The 18488-nt window shown below is 37.6% G+C and carries 15 protein-coding genes and 2 pseudogenes; 11 read left to right on the forward strand and 6 right to left on the reverse strand.

What is annotated here, in order from left to right; all coding sequences use genetic code 11:
- The first annotated feature begins 75 nt into the window (after positions 1-75).
- Entirely contained in the window at positions 76-1470 is a 1395-nt protein-coding gene (locus ACFIKN_RS00385; RefSeq protein ID WP_375637398.1) for a TrkH family potassium uptake protein, read from the forward strand.
- 1221 nt (positions 1471-2691) lie between these two features.
- On the opposite strand, the gene ACFIKN_RS00390 is transcribed toward ACFIKN_RS00385, so the two are convergent.
- Together ACFIKN_RS00390 and greA are read right to left on the reverse strand one after the other, a co-directional pair.
- Positions 2692-3750 (reverse strand): glycosyltransferase family 4 protein, encoded by a 1059-nt coding sequence (locus tag ACFIKN_RS00390; protein ID WP_375657736.1) that lies wholly within the window; start codon positions 3748-3750, stop codon positions 2692-2694.
- A gap of 17 nt (positions 3751-3767) precedes the next feature.
- Entirely contained in the window at positions 3768-4241 is a 474-nt protein-coding gene (gene greA / locus ACFIKN_RS00395) for a transcription elongation factor GreA (RefSeq protein ID WP_007347010.1), read from the reverse strand.
- A gap of 339 nt (positions 4242-4580) precedes the next feature.
- Here greA and ACFIKN_RS00400 point away from each other — a divergent pair, with 339 nt between their 5' ends.
- The 3 genes from ACFIKN_RS00400 to ACFIKN_RS00410 all read left to right on the forward strand — a co-directional run bounded on the left by ACFIKN_RS00400 (position 4581) and on the right by ACFIKN_RS00410 (position 8873).
- On the forward strand, positions 4581-4895 hold the full coding sequence (locus tag ACFIKN_RS00400) for an SH3 domain-containing protein (protein ID WP_375630822.1): 315 nt from the start codon (positions 4581-4583) through the stop codon (positions 4893-4895).
- Positions 4896-5153: 258 nt separating this feature from the next.
- Positions 5154-7463, forward strand: coding sequence for an excinuclease ABC subunit UvrB (gene uvrB / locus ACFIKN_RS00405; protein ID WP_375657737.1), 2310 nt, complete (start codon positions 5154-5156; stop codon positions 7461-7463).
- Between the two features lie 627 nt (positions 7464-8090).
- Entirely contained in the window at positions 8091-8873 is a 783-nt protein-coding gene (locus tag ACFIKN_RS00410; protein ID WP_375657738.1) for a BA14K family protein, read from the forward strand.
- 69 nt (positions 8874-8942) lie between these two features.
- Here the strand turns inward: ACFIKN_RS00410 and ACFIKN_RS00415 are convergent.
- Positions 8943-9254: pseudogene (locus tag ACFIKN_RS00415) on the reverse strand (MBL fold metallo-hydrolase); the annotation flags it as partial.
- Between the two features lie 4 nt (positions 9255-9258).
- On the opposite strand from ACFIKN_RS00415, the pseudogene ACFIKN_RS00420 reads away from it, so the two are divergent.
- Together ACFIKN_RS00420 and ACFIKN_RS00425 are read left to right on the forward strand one after the other, a co-directional pair.
- Positions 9259-9879 (forward strand): annotated as a pseudogene (locus ACFIKN_RS00420) (sensor histidine kinase); the annotation flags it as partial.
- Positions 9880-10458: 579 nt separating this feature from the next.
- Positions 10459-11082, forward strand: a complete 624-nt coding sequence (locus ACFIKN_RS00425; protein ID WP_375657739.1) for a BA14K family protein — start codon at positions 10459-10461, stop codon at positions 11080-11082.
- A 69-nt stretch (positions 11083-11151) separates the two neighbouring features.
- On the opposite strand, the gene ACFIKN_RS00430 is transcribed toward ACFIKN_RS00425, so the two are convergent.
- Positions 11152-11802, reverse strand: coding sequence for an MBL fold metallo-hydrolase (locus ACFIKN_RS00430; RefSeq protein WP_375643120.1), 651 nt, complete (start codon positions 11800-11802; stop codon positions 11152-11154).
- A 144-nt stretch (positions 11803-11946) separates the two neighbouring features.
- Here ACFIKN_RS00430 and ACFIKN_RS00435 point away from each other — a divergent pair, with 144 nt between their 5' ends.
- Both ACFIKN_RS00435 and ACFIKN_RS00440 read left to right on the forward strand, forming a co-directional pair.
- Positions 11947-12651, forward strand: a complete 705-nt coding sequence (locus ACFIKN_RS00435; RefSeq protein WP_273791226.1) for a response regulator — start codon at positions 11947-11949, stop codon at positions 12649-12651.
- Between the two features lie 8 nt (positions 12652-12659).
- Entirely contained in the window at positions 12660-14000 is a 1341-nt protein-coding gene (locus ACFIKN_RS00440) for an ATP-binding protein (protein ID WP_273791227.1), read from the forward strand.
- Positions 14001-14045: 45 nt separating this feature from the next.
- Here ACFIKN_RS00440 and ACFIKN_RS00445 read toward each other — a convergent pair whose 3' ends face one another.
- Both ACFIKN_RS00445 and ACFIKN_RS00450 read right to left on the reverse strand, forming a co-directional pair.
- Entirely contained in the window at positions 14046-14546 is a 501-nt protein-coding gene (locus ACFIKN_RS00445) for a YbjN domain-containing protein (RefSeq protein WP_375629408.1), read from the reverse strand.
- A gap of 403 nt (positions 14547-14949) precedes the next feature.
- Positions 14950-15195, reverse strand: coding sequence for an accessory factor UbiK family protein (locus ACFIKN_RS00450; RefSeq protein ID WP_273791228.1), 246 nt, complete (start codon positions 15193-15195; stop codon positions 14950-14952).
- Between the two features lie 304 nt (positions 15196-15499).
- On the opposite strand from ACFIKN_RS00450, the gene lgt reads away from it, so the two are divergent.
- From lgt to pgeF, 3 genes are all read left to right on the forward strand, one after another.
- Complete coding sequence (lgt, locus tag ACFIKN_RS00455) at positions 15500-16378, forward strand: prolipoprotein diacylglyceryl transferase (RefSeq protein WP_273791229.1); 879 nt, start codon at positions 15500-15502, stop codon at positions 16376-16378.
- Positions 16353-17432: a class I SAM-dependent methyltransferase gene (locus tag ACFIKN_RS00460; RefSeq protein ID WP_375657740.1), complete on the forward strand. Its 1080-nt coding sequence runs from the start codon at positions 16353-16355 to the stop codon at positions 17430-17432. The genes lgt and ACFIKN_RS00460 overlap by 26 nt, the downstream gene beginning before the upstream one ends.
- A 102-nt stretch (positions 17433-17534) precedes the next feature.
- On the forward strand, positions 17535-18326 hold the full coding sequence (gene pgeF / locus ACFIKN_RS00465) for a peptidoglycan editing factor PgeF (RefSeq protein ID WP_375620697.1): 792 nt from the start codon (positions 17535-17537) through the stop codon (positions 18324-18326).
- Positions 18327-18488 lie beyond the last annotated feature (162 nt).

The raw sequence follows: 18488 nt of genomic DNA on the forward strand, positions 1-18488 counted from the left end.
CAAAGATAGGGAACGATCATTTTTCAATTTATTATCAATGTCTGTGCACGTTTTGCCTTAATCATGGGAGGAGCAATGCTTTTGCCAATTTTTGTGGATTTGCACGACAACAATCGTAATTGGATAAGCTTTCTCTATTCTTGTGCCATAACCACCATGTTAGCAACGCTGATTCTTTTAGCAACTAAGGGAGCTACTTGTCGCTTTTCAGCACGGCTTGGCTTTATGCTCACTGTTTGTCTTTGGCTTACAGGAAGCATCGTAGGTGCCTTACCTCTTTATCTTTCTCCTCTTCCCATTTCTCTAGCAGGAGCCATTTTTGAATCTGTTTCTGGAATTACAACAACAGGCTCCACAGTCCTTTCTGATCTTGATAATTTATCGCGAAGTATTTTGTTATGGCGTTCCCTTATATGCTGGATTGGGGGCATTGGTTTTATCGGTTTAGCCCTCTTGCTTTTGCCTTCACTGCGTGTGGGTGGCGTGCGACTTTTTCATATGGAATCATCTGATAAATCTGAAAAAATATTGCCTCGCATCAACCAAATTGCTAACGGAATTATCATCGCTTATGTTGGGTTAACATTGGCTTGTATGCTTTCTTATTTTGCTGCAGGCATGAATTTATTTGATGCCATTAACCATGCAATGAGTACAGTAGCAACAGCTGGTTTTTCAACGCATGATGCTTCTTTTGGCTATTTTTCTGATAAACCAGCCATCTTAATTATTTCAACAATCTTCATGTTGCTTTCTGCTTTACCCTTCGTACTTTATGTTAAATTAGTCCTTCCTGGACACTCCAAACGCTTCCTTGACCCACAAGTGATTGTTTTTCTCCATATCGTTCTCCTTTTCAGCTTTGCTTTAGCGGCATGGCTACGGTTTTATGATCATCGCGCGTTCCACTTGATTTTCCTTGATGTCATTTTTCACCTTTCATCCATTATTAGTACCACAGGTTATAGCGCTGAAGATTATCAACTTTGGGGACCGTTTGCGCTTGGAATTTTCTTCATTGTTTCTTTTACAGGCGGATGTGCTGGTTCTACTTCTGGTGGCATGAAAATCAATCGCCTCATTATTCTTTGGCGTATTACACAAACAAATATAGAAAAACTTCTTTCTCCTAATGTCGTTGTAAAAGCGCGCTACGATCACTCAAATATATCAAATGATGTTGCTCAAGCCGTTTTGTTTTTTGTCTGTCTTTATATGTTTTGCCTTGTTATCGGCACTGCACTTTTGCTTACAACCGGTCTTGACTTTACCTCTGCCTTTACGGGGGTCTTAACCGCACTTTCAAATGTTGGTCCAGGCTTTGGAGATATTATTGGCCCCACTGGTAATTTCTCTACAATCAACGACCATGCTTTATGGATTTTAAGTTTTCTAATGTTAGCTGGACGCCTTGAAATCATAACAATATTCGTCCTTTTCATTCCCGCTTTCTGGCGTGAACAATTCTAATGCAGAGAGTATTTTATTCTACCATGATAAAAAATTTACAAGATAAAAAGGTGTGAACAGTATGCATCATAATATTCACCCCTTACTCAATCCACTGAAGATTTTCTAAAATTTCCATACAAATCATCATATCAATGATATAAAAATAATTCAACAAAAACAATCAAATACCAATATTTTCAAAGCCATAACATATAAAACTTCACTTTATTGATCTTCTTTATCAAATAAAGTGGACGCATAGAACATTCTTTTTTACGAATAATCTCTCATGCAAAAAATATGAATATTTGCTGATAAAAGTGTTTTTTCTCTTTAATAGAGTTACCTCCTTATAGAAAAAAATGCTATTATATTACGAGCTCACAAGCTTATAAAAAAACATCTCACAGTACTCATCACCCCCATTCCACGACAGCCTTCATGAAAGATATAAAATGGGCACCATCATTTTTACTTAAATAATAATAAGGTGCAAGTCGGTACTACAAAATAAGATATAAATTAGTACCACCATATTATTTTTTTTCTGTTAATGTCGTAACAGCCTGCATTTCAGACAATTTATAAGAAATCTCTTTACACCTTGTCTTCAATAGTTTTTATCCACCACATGCCTTCTTCCGATTGTGATGTGCTAGAGGATAGCTCTCTTTGATTTAATATCAACAGATTTGACATAAGAAAATCTTACGCTACTCAAAGCTCTTATTCAAATTGAAAAGGTAAATTATCTATAAAAATCATATATATATATATATATATTGATCTTAAATCCATCTTATCATGAATTTATTGAAAATATGTACGACTATTTTATCCATGGAGATAGCATCATTATCTTTTTAAGACAAGAAAACGTTTTTTTTGCTATCTATTTAAGTCTTACAAAACGAACAATATCAGTACGACACCGTATAAGATAGTGCATAAATCCCCAGACTTGAGTTAAAGCATTATTTTCTTATTCTAAAATATCAATGAATAAAAGTAGCTTTCCTCTCTCCTAGTATGCTTTATCATAAACTACATATCGCTCTCAAGCGTATACATTTTTAATCTTTTATCCAAAATTTTGGGAACTTTTTATAGTGTTCTACTAAAGACAATATAAATTTTGTAAAATAATATTTATATCATTGAGCTGTTTTCTTGATGACTATGAAAAACCTTTAAGGAAAATACTTTTTATCATCCCTTAAGAAGATTTTTGATATCATATCAAAGTGTTTTTTCCGCAAACAGTTCTTTGTAAACACTTTCAATCTTGCTTGCCTCTTTTTCCAAAGGAAAGTGATTACGAACATGGGTTAAAGCTTTCTTTCCGGCTGCCAATGTTTTTTCCACATCAGAAAAATAAGGTTCAATTGCTGCGGTTAAAGCCAAACCATCTCCTGCTTTTACAACTGTTCCTGTCGCTTCTACAACCAATTCTTTATAAGCTCCTGCATCACTCGTTACAACCGCAACCTGTGATGCCATTGCTTCTAATGGCGTTAAACCGAAACCTTCTGTACGAGAAGGTGCAACATAAAGTGTTAAACGACGATACCACAAAGGGATGTCCAGAATCTCACCAAGAAAAATAATGCGATCATCCAGACCAGCTTTAGCAATCTTTTGGCGTAACTCTTTTTCAAAATGATAATATTGCTCTGTCGTACGACCAGCGATAAGTGCTGTCCATTCGGGGTAATCAGGCAATAATGCTATCATGGCATCAACAAATAAATCTGTTCCCTTTGAGTAGCGCAGACGCCCAAAACATCCTACCGCATATTTTCCTGGAAATCCTGTCGAAGAAAAGCAATCATCAAAAGTCTGTGGTGGAGTAAAACGCCTCACATCCACCCCATGCATAATAACCTTATGAGGCACTTCTAGATAAGCGCCCGTACGTGTACTGGTAGCTATAACCCTATCCATACAGCGAATCAACCATTTGGTAAAAGGCTTATGATGACGTTGTGAAGCCGAAGTAAAGATGAGTTTAAGCTTCATTCGCAAAACATCGCGTAAAAAGATCCCACAAAGCATCTCAATATTGCGTCGTGCATGCCAAATACGAAATGGCTTCCCTTCCGGACTTTTCCAAAGTCCGAAAAGGTCCCTAAAGGCAAGAGCCGGTAAAGTTTGTGGTAAACCAAACCCCAAAGTGGATATACGCATACCCTGTTCGCGTTGCATTGGAATAAGCTGAATAATCGTAGATGTTACTCCCGACAAACGCCTTTTAAAGTGAGGCGCAATAACCTCAGTTTCGTCCAAAGATACACGCATAATAATCCATATGTTATTTAGATGTACTGAACCTTAATGATCTCATAATTATGCGCACCACCTGGTGCATTCACCTCAATCACATCACCTTCTTGCTTGCCAATAAGTGCACGTGCGATAGGCGAAGAAATAGAGATTTTACCAACCTTTACATCAGCTTCTTGATCTCCTACGATCTGATACACTTTTTTTTCTTCAGTGTCCTCATCCAAGAGTTTAATGGTTGCGCCAAATTTTATTTTGTCACCTGAAAGACGCGAGACATCTATAACTTCTGCTCGCGCGATATAATCTTCAAGCTCATTTATACGCCCCTCATTATGACTTTGCGCTTCTTTAGCTGCGTGATACTCAGCATTTTCGGATAAATCACCATGCGCACGCGCTTCAGAAATTGCTTCAATAATTCGCGGACGCTCCTGTTGTTGACGCCAACGCAACTCTTCTTTAAGACTCTCAAAACCAGCTGTAGTCATCGGAACTTTTTCCATAATCCGTCCCTTTCTATTACACGGAAGGTTTAATAAAAATACAAAAAACGGCTTCCAAAATTACTTTTGGAATCCGAAAACTACGATCTTTTTTATTATATAGTACAGTATCGCTGTTTTCCATACAAAAATAAATAAAGGAAACAAAACATGCACAAATAGTGATTAAAACATCTCATTTTGGTGTTTAAAACGTTAAACTTCACTCTTCTCTTTAAAAGTGTCCTAAAGAAGAAAGAATTGTATTTTTTTCTGTTTTATCATAATCTAGTAAAAGAAATCATATGGGATATGAAGAGAGAAGGATAGAAAATCTCTAAAGAAATTCTTTACAGAAAAATGAAAAAAATCGTCATTTTTTTTATGTTTGGCTCTTTCTTTTTAGCCACAACAATATCAGAGGCAGCAGATGCTTTTGTTACGAGAAATCTTAATTTTAGAACAGGTCCCAGCACTCAGTATGCGCTTTGCGGCTTAATCTCTGCTGGAGAATTGGTTTTTGTTAAAAACTGTGAAGGAAATTGGTGCCATATCCGATATAACACTCAAATAGGTTGGGTGTCATCTCGTTATCTTTCATTTAAAGATGGAAACGATCTTTATCACACATATACAATGTCTTTAGTGCCCAAACATACCGATTATTCTCCATAACAGCCATAATAACTTATGCCCTCTTGAATATCATCATGGCAAAAATGCAATAGTGTCCACGAACAACCACAAATATGCCCCTCTAAAGAAAGACTTCGAAGAATTTGTCTCATAGAAAAAACTTGATCAATATCCTAATCAAGGCTCCAATAAACCAAAATAAATTTGTTCAATAACGTTTTGCTGTTGTCGTAATAAATTTGTAAAATTAGTATTTTCTTTAAAATCACCAACACTTTTCTATCAAAGGATACAACAATGAAAAATGGTGTTACTGCAACAGTAGAAGCTCTTTCTGCTCTCATTGCTTCAGGTAATCCTCTTTTTAAGAATGGCGCGTTATGGACACCTCACCGCCCTGTTCGTCCTGAAAAGTCTGAAGGTGGTATTCCATTTCAACTCGAAACATCTTTTAAACCCGCGGGAGATCAACCTCAAGCCATAAAAACTCTGGTTGAGGGAATTCAAAAAGATGAACGTACACAAGTGCTTTTGGGTGTTACCGGCTCAGGAAAAACCTATACAATGGCCAATATCATTGAAAAAACACAGCGTCCAGCTTTAATCTTAGCACCAAATAAAACTCTAGCAGCGCAGCTTTATGGGGAATTTAAAAGTTTTTTTCCCCATAATGCTGTCGAATATTTTGTTTCTTATTATGACTATTATCAACCAGAAGCCTACGTTGCACGCTCTGATACCTATATTGAAAAAGAATCCTCAATTAATGAACAAATCGACCGGATGCGTCATGCTGCAACACGCGCCGTCTTAGAGCGTGATGACGTTATTATCGTCGCCTCTGTCTCCTGTATCTACGGGATTGGTTCCGTAGAAACCTATACTGCTATGACCTTCAAAATAGAAAAAGGTGATAAACTCAATCAACGAACACTCTTGGCTGATTTAGTCTCTCAACAGTATTATCGACAAGATATCAATTTCATTCGTGGTTCCTTTCGTGTACGAGGGGATACAATCGAAATTTTCCCTGCCCACCTCGAAGATCGTGCTTGGCGTATTTCGCTCTTTGGCGATGAAGTGGAAACAATTACGGAATTCGATCCTCTCACCGGACAAAAAACAGGCGATCTTCAATCGATTAAAATTTATGCCAATTCACACTATGTAATACCGCGACCAACACTCAATCAAGCAATGAAAGCCATCAAAATGGAACTCGTTCAACGCCTCGATGAGTTGAACGCAGCTGGACGTCTTTTAGAAGCACAACGTTTAGAACAACGTACAATTTTTGATTTAGAAATGTTAGAAACCACCGGCTCATGCGCCGGAATAGAAAATTATTCACGTTATTTAACAGGACGAAAACCCGGAGAACCACCACCAACCTTGTTCGAATACATTCCAAATAATGCTCTTGTTTTTATCGATGAAAGCCACGTAACCATTCCCCAAATTGGGGGCATGTACCGAGGTGACTTTCGTAGAAAAGCAACACTAGCAGAATATGGTTTTCGCCTCCCTTCTTGTATGGATAACCGTCCTTTGCGCTTTGAAGAATGGGATGCTATGCGCCCACAAACGATTGCTGTCTCCGCAACACCTGGACGCTGGGAAATAGAACAATCTCACGGCACTTTTGCGGAACAAGTTATTCGCCCAACAGGGCTTGTTGACCCACCAACAGAGGTTCGTCCAGCCAAAAATCAAGTCGATGATGTTGTGAATGAAATTCGTAAAACAATTCAAAAAGGCTACCGTACATTGGTGACAGTTCTCACAAAGCGTATGGCTGAGGACTTAACTGAATATCTCCACGAACAAGACATTCGTGTACGCTACATGCATTCTGACATTGATACATTAGAACGCATTGAAATTCTACGCGATCTTCGGCTTGGCACCTTTGATGTCCTCATCGGTATCAACTTGCTCCGAGAAGGCTTAGATATTCCAGAATGTGGTTTTGTTGCCATTCTAGATGCCGATAAAGAGGGCTTTTTGCGCTCTGAAACTTCCCTCATACAAACAATCGGACGTGCTGCACGTAACGTAGATGGCCGTGTTATCCTCTATGCAGATACGATCACTGGTTCCATAGAACGAGCCTTACAGGAGACACAAAGACGTCGACAAAAACAAATAGCCTATAATGAAGAACACCATATCACACCGAAAAGTATCAAAAAAAATATCGGAGATATTCTCAATTTAGGCGATGAAAACAACCATGTTCGTACAAATATCCCTGATGTTATCGAGAAAAAAAATATAGTTGGCAACAATTTAGCATCTCATATTAAACACCTTGAAAAATTAATGCATGAAGCAGCTGCTGATCTTAATTTTGAAGAAGCAGCGCGACTTCGCGATGAAATCAAACAATTACAAAAGATAGAACTAGAACTCGCAGAAAATCCCTTAACACATCATAGCGAACAATCCACCCATGAGCCCGTGTTACAACAAAGTCTTTTCTCCAAACCAGACCTTGCACACATGGGACCAACCATGGACACTGGTATTTTGGAAAATCAAAAAGGAAAATCTCGTAAAAACACCCCTAATCAAGCAACAATAAAACGAAAAAAACGCAATCAATGAAGGAGTAAGAAATTTCAAACCGCATAAAATAATCTTCAGCTCTTCTAAAAAAGACTAAGGTTCAAAAGCAAACAGCATTGTCCGAAAAATAGACAACCTCCAACATCAAGGGTGCTCCAATTTGTCTAAAACAACATAAGAAAGAACATTTTACAAAAAATTCCAAAATATATTATTTTATACAGTTATACTCTGATATTTAACTCAATATTATCGATCCTTACAAAAAAATATTCAAATAGGTCACTGTTCTATAACACAAATAAAGTAAAATAAGACTTTCTCATAGAACCATAAGACTATGATAAAAAATGATAACTTTGTATTCATACACCTATTGTTCAATTCATATTGTACCAAACAATAAAAAAGTACCAATAAATAAAGATTTTATATCCCATAGTAAAAAATCTGGTACTCTCAATACAAATTTATTAATTAACCTCAAGCAGAGTACATTAATTGAAATCAAAATTCTGTTATGATTTTATTGTACTGTCTCCGTGGTAGATTTAACTAAATGAATTTTTATTTTTTTGTCACAATAAAGTCCAAAATTGTTCAGGCTCTATTCAGTTTGAAACGTGTAGGATGTGAAAAATACGAATTTACACAAGGAGCATCATTATGAAAAAAGTGATCAGGTTAGCGGTATTATCAGCAATGTCAACTGTGACCGTTTTGATGCCGCTAAATGCAACGCTTGCGAATATGGCATGGAATCGTAGTGACTCTATCTCGAGAGAAATAGATGATATGATGAGGAAGATGCGTAAAGAAACAGATGATGCGATAAGGGAAATAAGGAAGAAAGCTGATATCCCGCCTTGCGGTTTTTCTCGCTCCCATTGTTCTGATAGAAAACGTGGCTTTTTTTCTGATGATTTCCAAAAGTTTGTTGATGATTTCCACAAGCGTTTTGAAGACGGCAAAAGAAGATTTAAAGCCGAACATGAAAGGTTTGTAGCCAAACATAGTAAGACGGAACAACAACACCATCATCACCACCACCACCATTATCATTATATTGAAAACAAAACGTATCATTACGTCGAGCGCAAAAAAACAAAACACCGTAATGTTCATATAGACAACTCAAGAGATGCTGTAGTAATGGGTATTCTTGGTCTTGCAACAGGTACGATTCTTGGTACAGTTTTAAAAAAACCAGAACAGCCACAAGTTGTTTATAAAACCGTACCACAACATCAAATTGTATATCAACAGGTTCCACAAGAACAGATAATTTATGAAGCTCCGCAAACGGTGAAATATGAGCCAGTACAACAATCATGGGAATCTGATTGGCTTAACTATTGCAAGAAAAAATACCGTTCTTTCAACCCTAAAACAGGAACTTTCCGAGACCGTAATGGTTTGGAGCACGTTTGTTATGCCCCAATAAATTAACTTCTGTTCCGCCCTACTAAAAAGTCTTAAATGGCACAAAAAAACGCTTCAAAGCGTTTTTTTGTTTGCTCATATATTAAAATCTTGAAGAAAAGGATTATTTTGGCGCTCATAGCCTATGCTACTTTTAGGACCATGCCCACAAATAAAACAAACATCATCGCCTAAGGGTAAAACTTTTTCTCGAAGAGATTGTATCAATTTTTCATAGGAACAGAAGGGGAAGTCCGTACGTCCAATAGAACCACGAAAGAGAACATCACCCAAGAGGGCTAAGCGCTCTTTTTCATTGAAATAAATAACATGACCAAGGGAATGCCCTAGTGTATGCAAAACCCTAAACTCATGTCTAGCAAAATACACACACTCACCATCTTCTAACTATATCGAACAACGCACCATAATGCTTTCGGGTGTAAGCCATGATTTAAGAACCATTCTCACCCGTTTTAAACTTCAACTAGCGTTAGCAAATACTGACTTTGATATTAAGCCGCTTGAGCAAGATGTGAGCGACATGCAAAATATGTTAGAAAATGACCTTGCTTTTGCCCGTAGTGAAGGAAGTGAGTATATTAAAACTTTTGATTTAAATGCTCTTATGCAAAAATTCTCTACCGATGCGCATCTTCACAAACGTCAATTTTCCTACACCATTGAAAGCCCTACACAAATACAAGTACGCCCCCATGCCTTCACGCGTCTCATCAGCAATCTTGTATCAAAAGCATTTTGTCATGCTAATACTGTCAAACTAACAGCCATATCCCAACAAGAATCTTTCATCATAACTATTGATGATGATGGACCTGGGATTCATAAAAATATGCGCACAGAAGTCTTTAAGCCATTCTTTAAACTTGATAAAACACAAAATCAAGATGCGAGTAGAGCAGGACTCGGCCTTTCTATTGCTCAAGATATAGCACGTAGCCATGGAGGCAATATTCAATTGGATGATAGCCCTCTAGGGGGCTTACGCGCTATTATTGATGTCCCCCTTTAGCAATTTTTCTTGTTAAACCACGTTATAAAAAAATCCCTAAAACTATCAAAACATGCCAAAAACACTTCTAAAACCTAAATGAGCACAAAAAAATTAAAGAGAATGTTTCCCATATATCAAAAAAAGTTCCCGCAATATATTATCTTATACAGTTATAATCTGATATCGAACTCAATATTTAACCTCACAAGAGAGTAGTCAAACAGGACTGTATTCTATCACACAAATAAGATTTTATCTTAGCACCATAAGCCTATAATAAAAAACGATAACTTTTATTCATACACCTATTGTTTAATTCATATTGTATCAATTAATAAAAAAGTACTCATCAATAAAGAATTTATAACCAATAGTAAAAAATCTGCTGCTCTCAATACAAGCTGCTGAATTAACCTTAAGAATATTACATTAATTGAAATCAAAATTTTGTCATGATTTTATTTTACTGTACCGGCAATGTTTTAACTAAATGAATTTTTATTTTTTTGTCACAATAAAGTCCAAAATTGTTCAGGCTCTATTCAGTTTGAAACGTGTAGGATGTGAAAAATACGAATTTACACAAGGAGCATCATTATGAAAAAACTCTTCAGATTAGCGGTATTATCAGCAATGTCTACTGCAACCGTTTTGATGCCATTAAATCCAACGCTTGCAGATATGGCATGGTATCATAGCTATGATATGAGGAGGGAGGCTGGTTTACCAGCTCACAATTTTAGCTCCCATTTTTCTCATAGTGAACATCGCTCTTTTGATAATCCCCACAAGCGTCATTATGTTAGCCATAAATGGGGAGCACAACAACACCATCATGTTGAACACAAGACATATCATTATGTCGAGCGCAAAAAGACAAAACACAGTAGTATTAATATAAATAACTCAGGAGAAGCTTTAGCAATGGGCATTCTTGCTCTTGCAGCAGGTGCACTTCTCAGCAAAATTTTAAAAAAACCAGAACAGCCACAAGTTGTTTATCAAACCGCACCACAGCATCAAATTGTATATCAACAGGTTCCACAAGAGCAGATAATTTATGAAACTCCGCAAACGGTGGAATATGAGCCAGTACAACAATCATGGGAGTCTGATTGGCTTCAATATTGCAAGAAAAAATACCGTTCTTTCAACCCTAAAACAGGAACTTTCCGAGACCGTAATGGTTTGGAACACGTTTGTTATGCCCCAATAAATTAACTTCTGTTCCGCCCTACTAAAAAGCCTTAAATGGCACAAAAAAACGCTTCAAAGCGTTTTTTTGTTTGCTCATATATTAAAATCTTGAAGAAAAGGATTATTTTGGCGCTCATAGCCTATGCTACTTTTAGGACCATGCCCACAGATAAAACAAACATCATCGCCTAAGGGTAAAACTTTTTCTCGAAGAGATTGCATCAATTTTTCATAGGAACAGAAGGGGAAGTCCGTACGTCCAATAGAACCACGAAAGAGCACATCACCCAAGAGAGCTAAGCGCTCTTTTTCATTGAAATAAATAACATGACCAGGGGAATGTCCTGGGGTGTGAAAAACCTTAAACACATGTCCAGCAAAATGAACACACTCACCATCTTCTAACCATTTGTCAGGAATACAGATGCAAGCATCAGTGATGCCATAATTTTTTGCGCTTTCGCTCACAGCATCCATCACAGGCTTATCATCGCGATGTGAACCGATAATTTTTACATTAAGCGCTTCTTTCGCTTGCATTGCTGCTCCTACATGATCAAAATGACCATGTGTTACCCAAATAGCCTCAACAATAACACCCTTCTTTTCGATTACGTCTTGAATCCGCGGCCAATCACCACCAGGATCAACGAGAACCCCCGTTTTACATTCACTATCAAAAAGCAAAGTGCAATTTTGTTGGAATGTCGTAACGGGAATAATATGTATATTAAGACTACCCATAATATCCTTTTCAAAAGTAACTTTTTTAAATTTATAAATAAAACTTTCTCTCCTTTAAGGTAAAGGTGCTGCTCGACAGCTTTATACAACTTATGTAAACTTGCATTTTGTGTAAACTAAATTTTTATCAAGGTTTTTTTAAGAATGACCAATCACGTTCAAGTTTTGTGTGACGATGCCCCTCACCTTCTTGTGATTGATGACGATACTCGTATTCGCAATCTTTTATTTCAGTTTCTCATTAAAAATGGATTTCGTGTTTCAGTTTCAGCCAATGCGAATGAAGCAAGACGACTGTTGGCAAGTTTAGATTTTGATCTTCTTATTGTTGATGTCATGATGCCTAGCGAAAACGGTATTGATCTCACTCATTCACTCCGCCAAACAAAAGATGTTCCTATCTTGATGCTAACAGCTTTATCAGAAATAGACAATCGTATCCGTGGATTAGAAGCAGGGGCCGATGATTATCTGTCTAAGCCGTTTGACCCTCGTGAACTTCTCCTTCGCATCAACGCCATTTTACGACGTGGTTTTCCCCTTAGCCAACCTAAAATTGAGCAAATCGTTTTTGGTCCTTATATATTTTCAATTTCACGACGCGAACTCAAAAAAGGAGGAGAAATTATTAAATTAACAGATAAAGAACAAGAAATGATGGTCATGTTTGCCGAAAATGCAGGCGATACAATTCCGCGCCATAAATTCGCGACAGATGACAGCAATATAAGTGAACGTGCCATTGATGTGCAGATCAACCGCCTTCGTCGTAAGATCGAAAAAAACCCAGCACTGCCTATATGGCTCCAAACCGTGCGAGGAATAGGGTATAAACTCTCTATTGAATAGGCACAAGAATGATCAAACCTTTAAGATTTTTTCTTCGATGGTTAACGAAAAAAATGCCTAAACGGCTTTATGCTCGCTCTTTAATCATTATTATCGCTCCCATGGTGCTTCTGCAAACGGTCATTGCTTATGTCTTTATGGAACGCCATTGGCAAATGGTAACCGAGCGTCTTTCAACGGCTGTCGTGCATGATATTTCAGCCATTATTGATATTCTTGAAACATATCCCCAACAAGATAACTATGAAGATATCAAGCGTATTGCACAACAACGTATGGGATTAAATATTTCTATTCTATCTCCTACCTCCTTACCCCCTCCAGGACCTAAGCCATTTTTTGCAATTCTTGACTATTTTTTAAGTGAAGAAATCACCCGCCAAATTAACCGTCCCTTCTGGATCGATACCGTAGGAGATTCTGATCTTGTTGAAATCCGTATCCACCTTGGTCACAACATCTTACGCGTCTTTGCTCCACGCAGCCAAGCCTATGCTTCCAATACTGCTATTTTTTTAAGCTGGATGGTAGGAACAGCTCTTGTTTTATTGCTGATAGCAATTTACTTTTTGCGCAATCAAATCAAACCGATTCAACAATTGGCTGAAGCAGCAGAAAGCTTTGGACGCGGTCGTCCTTTACCAAAAGGATTTCAACCACAAGGAGCTGATGAAGTCCGTCGTGCAGGCATCGCTTTTTTACGCATGCGTGAACGTATTGAACGCCAAATTGAACAACGTACCATGATGCTCTCAGGAGTAAGTCATGATTTAAGAACCATTCTTACACGCTTTAAACTTCAGCTGGCATTAGTAAATACTGACTTTGATATTAAACCGCTTGAGCAAGATGTAAGTGACATGCAAAATATGTTAGAAGATTATCTTGCTTTTGCTCGTGGTGAAGGAAGTGAAAGTGTCAAGACTTTTGATTTAAATGCTCTTATGCAAAAATTCTCCACCGATGCTCGTCTTCACAAACGTCAATTTTCTTACACCATTGAAGGTCCTACAGAAATACAAGTACGTCCCCGTGCTTTCACACGCTTAGTCAGCAATCTTGTAACAAATGCATTTTGTTACGGCACGACTGTTAAACTAACCGCTAACTCTCAACAAGAATCTTTTATATTGATAATCGATGATAATGGACCTGGAATTCATGAAGATATGCGCACAGAAGTTTTTAAGCCATTCTTTCGACTTGATAAAGCGCGAAATCAAGATGCAAGTGGAACAGGACTTGGTCTTTCTATTGCTCAAGACATAGCACGCAGCCATGGTGGCAATATACAATTAGATGAGAGCCCACTCGGGGGAGTGCGCGCTATTCTTGATGTCCCCCTATGAGCAATATTTCCGCAAACCGTCTGTAAAAATAACAGACTGTATATTTTAGGCATTCCCTACAGTTTCAAACAAAGTGTACTGTAGTGCCTTGTAAGCACTTTCTCCCGACAAAGCAACCATCTGAAATGCAACATAATGGCTTTCACAGGCTTTAAGTGCATGTATCAACAATGTTTCAACCTGTATATGAGATGGATGCATCCCACCAGCCAAAAGAAGACCTTGTCGATAAATGACTGAATTATTCCTTTGCCAGTAATCAAAATGTCCCAACAACAACTTTTCATTAATTGCTAGCAATAAGCGCTGTATTTCAGCTGTTCGAGCATTTTTAGTAGAGAGATCAAACGAACAAGCTAAATGAAGTGCTTCATGCTCTTCCATCCATGAAAAAGCAAGACGATAGTTTGCGCGTTTTCCTTCCACACAAACGCTAATTTCATCTTGTGCATCCCGCTCAAACGACCAATCATATTCACAGGCAATCTGTTCGATAAAGTCAACAGGGTGCTCTTTTCTTTCTGTGGCGCAAAATGCAAGCCTCATCACAATCCTCAATCATCTTAAAACATTGTCAACAGAATATAAAACGTCTAAACTGTAACAATATTTTGCTACAATCAGAACCTTTACACCAAACAAATACACATAAAAACATCGACAGTACACAAACACCCAGAACACAATCGCGCTGTTTAGGGCAACCTGATAGTCATAAAACGAATCATCAAGTCTTTTCAGTGTATTGATACAATTTCATAGCGCCAGCCCCCCTGATTCAAAAAAATGTATTTTACCCAAAAAAAAATCAAAAATAAACAAATGCTCCGCTCTAACAGACTCAAGATTAAGCATTTTTTAGTTTCACGCATCACATTGAAAAATTGGGGATATTTTTTGAAGATTCTTTTTTTAAGAAACTATTTTACTTTTTTGTGTCTGCGTTTTTTTAATCATCTTTCTTTAAATCATCAAGGCGCCTTTTCAAATCAGCATTATCAGCATGGATTTTCAGCACCATCTCCTTAAAAGTCTCAAACTCTTCGCGAGAAACAAGATCAAGCTTGTTTGCTATCTTTTCAGCCTGCACACGAAAAGCTGTTCCAGCTTCACGTCGTATGCCTTGCGCAACGTCAGCAGCATCCGTTGCTAATTTTGCTAGTTCATCAAGAATACGATTTGATCCATTACGCATAACATTTTTCCTTAAATTTTAATTATTGACGCACGCATTATAGCGTATTCTCATAACATTTAGATACTGTAATTTGTTCCTTTTACTCTATATTTTACATACTATGTAGACTTTTCATAACGATTTTGTTTAAGATTTTTTAATATTCCTTTATCACCATATTTTTTACCGCGATAAATCAGTGGAAATCTATCTCCCTTTCTGACTAGCCTCCCTACTGACTTGACCATTGTGCATTCATCTGTCATTTCTGACCATCAGAGTCACTTCATATTCATCTCGTATAATGTAAAATGCTTAACTCATGAACAATCTGTCTTGTCCAGCCATTGCTTTTCCGTCTTTCCTTGATCCTGTCATTATCCAGCTAGGTCCCATAGCACTTCATTGGTATGGACTTGGTTACGTACTGGGTATTCTTTTTGCTTGGTGGTATGCGCAAAAATTATTAAAAAAAACATCTCTATGGTATAGAGACCACCCTCCTATGGATAAAGAAAAGATCGGAGATTTTGTTGTCTGGTCTGCCATAAGTGTTGTTATCGGAGGGCGTTTAGGACAAGTTCTTGTATGGGATCCCATTTACTATTTTAACCATCCAAGTGCTATCATTGCCGTATGGGATGGGGGAATGTCCTTTCATGGCGGACTTATTGGTATTATCATTGCTATGATCTGGTTTGCCCGTAAAAATTATATTAACATACGAGCCATGTTTGATATCATTGCTGCAGGTGCTCCTATTGGTATCGGCATTGTACGAATCTGCAACTTCATCAACCAAGAGTTATGGGGCAATATCACTACACATCCTTGGGCTGTTTGTTTTCCTCTCGATCCTTACTATTTACCGCGCCATCCAAGCCAGCTTTACGAAGCATTTATGGAAGGATTTCTTCTCTTCATCATCTTGTGTCTTCTTATTTTTGGGTTCAAAGCATTAAAGCGTCCCGGTGCTGTATCAGGAACATTTATTATAGGCTACGCAGTAGCACGCAGCATTTCTGAAGTTTACCGTGCGCCTCAAGAAGATCCAGAATGGTTTTCGACACTTTTCCATTCTACTGGTTTTACCTATGGCATGGCTTTATCTCTTCCCATGCTTCTTTTAGGGGGTTATCTTCTTCTCCACGCCTTTAAATATAAATCGACAGAAAATGGCCAATCTAAAAGAAAAAATTAAAGAAATTATTGTCCTTAATGGACCAATCACTGTTAGCCAATATATGACGTTGGCACTTACAGATCCTCAGTTTGGTTATTATCAAACACAAACACCTTTTGGAAGTGATGGTGATTTCATTACAGCACCTGAAATAAGCCAATTATTTGGAGAGATGATTGGCATTTGGACTCTTGCGAGCTGGAAAGCTCAAGGTTGTCCTCATCCTTTTATCCTCGCTGAGATAGGTCCAGGACGTGGAATTTTGATGGATGACATTTTGCGAACCATCCAAAAGCTTTCTACAAGAGCATTTAATGCTGCTGAAATTTTTTTGATCGAAATAAGCAAAAAACTTGCAAAAGAACAAAAAAAGCGCCTTTGCTCTTATCAAAAACAAATCCATAGCATTGAAAATTTTAATCAAATTCCTTCAAAACCTCTCTTCCTCATTGCTAATGAATTTCTCGATACACTCCCTATCAACCAATATATTAAAGTCAATGGAGAATGGAAAGAGCGCTGCATTACAGTCAATCAAAATGGAGATTTCATCTTTATTGCTGCCCCGCATAAACTTCCCTCTTCTTGTCTACAAACCTATTGTTCTAAAGTGCCTGACGGAACAATTTTTGAACATGCCCCTTTACGGCATCAATTCATGCAACAAATCAGCCACCATTTAGTGCAAGTGACAGGTTCTGCTTTACTTATCGACTATGGTGCTTGTGAGCTTGCCTTTGGCGATACCTTGCAAGCACTCTCAAAACATAGATTTCGTGATGTTTTTGATGCCCCTGGTGAACATGATTTAACATCCCATGTTGATTTTTCTTTTTTAAAAAACATAGCTCTTGAACAGGGCTGTTTTGCTGAAATCTTAGAGCAAGGAGAATTTCTTTTTAAAATGGGGCTACTGGAGCGCGCAAACCAGCTTGGAGTTGGCAAAAGTGCTCCTTTGCAAGACAAAATCCGCCAAGACATCGAACGGCTCGCTGGTCCAGATCAGATGGGAAAATTATTTAAAGTTTTACATTTCAGTGATAAAAACATCTCCATACCTCCTCAATTTTGATGATCGGCGCTTTTGTCAATAAGCACATCAGTATCTGAAATATTCATTGACAAATATGAACATCTCCATCCTCATTTCAAATAATCTCCATAAGGAACTTTTATGAAATCTATCCCTCATCCCATTCTTGCAAAAAATCTTTCTACTTTACACACCCATGGGATAAAACATGGATTTTTTACACGTCAAGGTGGTGTTTCAAAAAATCTTTATCATAGTCTTAATGTTGGGAAAGGTTCAAATGATCAGCTTGAATATATTGTACAGAATCGTCTTTTGATCGCCAATTATTTTTCTATTGAGGCGCAAAATTTAGTCACAGTCAATCAAATACACTCCTGTAACGTTGTCGTAGCTCATCAAGCAACTATCGGTGCACCTCCTCAAGCTGATGCTCTGGTTACGACCACCCCAGAACTCGTTATTGGGGTTCTTACAGCAGATTGCGGACCCATTCTGTTTGCTGATCCACAAGCTGGAGTCATCGCTGCAACTCATGCTGGCTGGCGTGGAAGCTTAAATGGAATTATCGAGAAAACAATTGCTGTTATGGAAACACAAGGAGCCAAAAGACAATCAATAACAGCAGTCCTTGGACCTTGTATTGGCCCTTATCACTACGAAGTAACAAATGAATTTTACGACCAATTTATTGATTACCACAGCAAATACCAAAAATATTTTTTAAAAACAGACAAAATAAATCGCTTTTATTTTAATCTATGGGCATTTATTATAAACCAACTCAAAGAAGCAGGCGTTAATGCTTCTTGTGTAGAGCTTTGTACCTATCAAGATGAACAGCGTTTTTTCTCCTATCGCCGTGCAATACACCGCAACGAACCCGATTACGGACGGCAAATTTCTGCTATTATGCTGAAAAACAAAAGATGAGCCCCTTTTATACTTGAGAACAATACCAAAACTGCAAAACTAAACTTTTTACCCAAATGTAAAAATAAATCCCATTGGACTTTGCTTTTTTCACAAAATTATCTACCAGCACATAAAATATGATAGCCTTCGCTGTGATCATTTTCAATGTTTGGTTATAAT

It is taken from the genome of Bartonella sp. CL436QHHD, from assembly GCF_042195105.1.
Lineage (GTDB): Bacteria > Pseudomonadota > Alphaproteobacteria > Rhizobiales > Rhizobiaceae > Bartonella.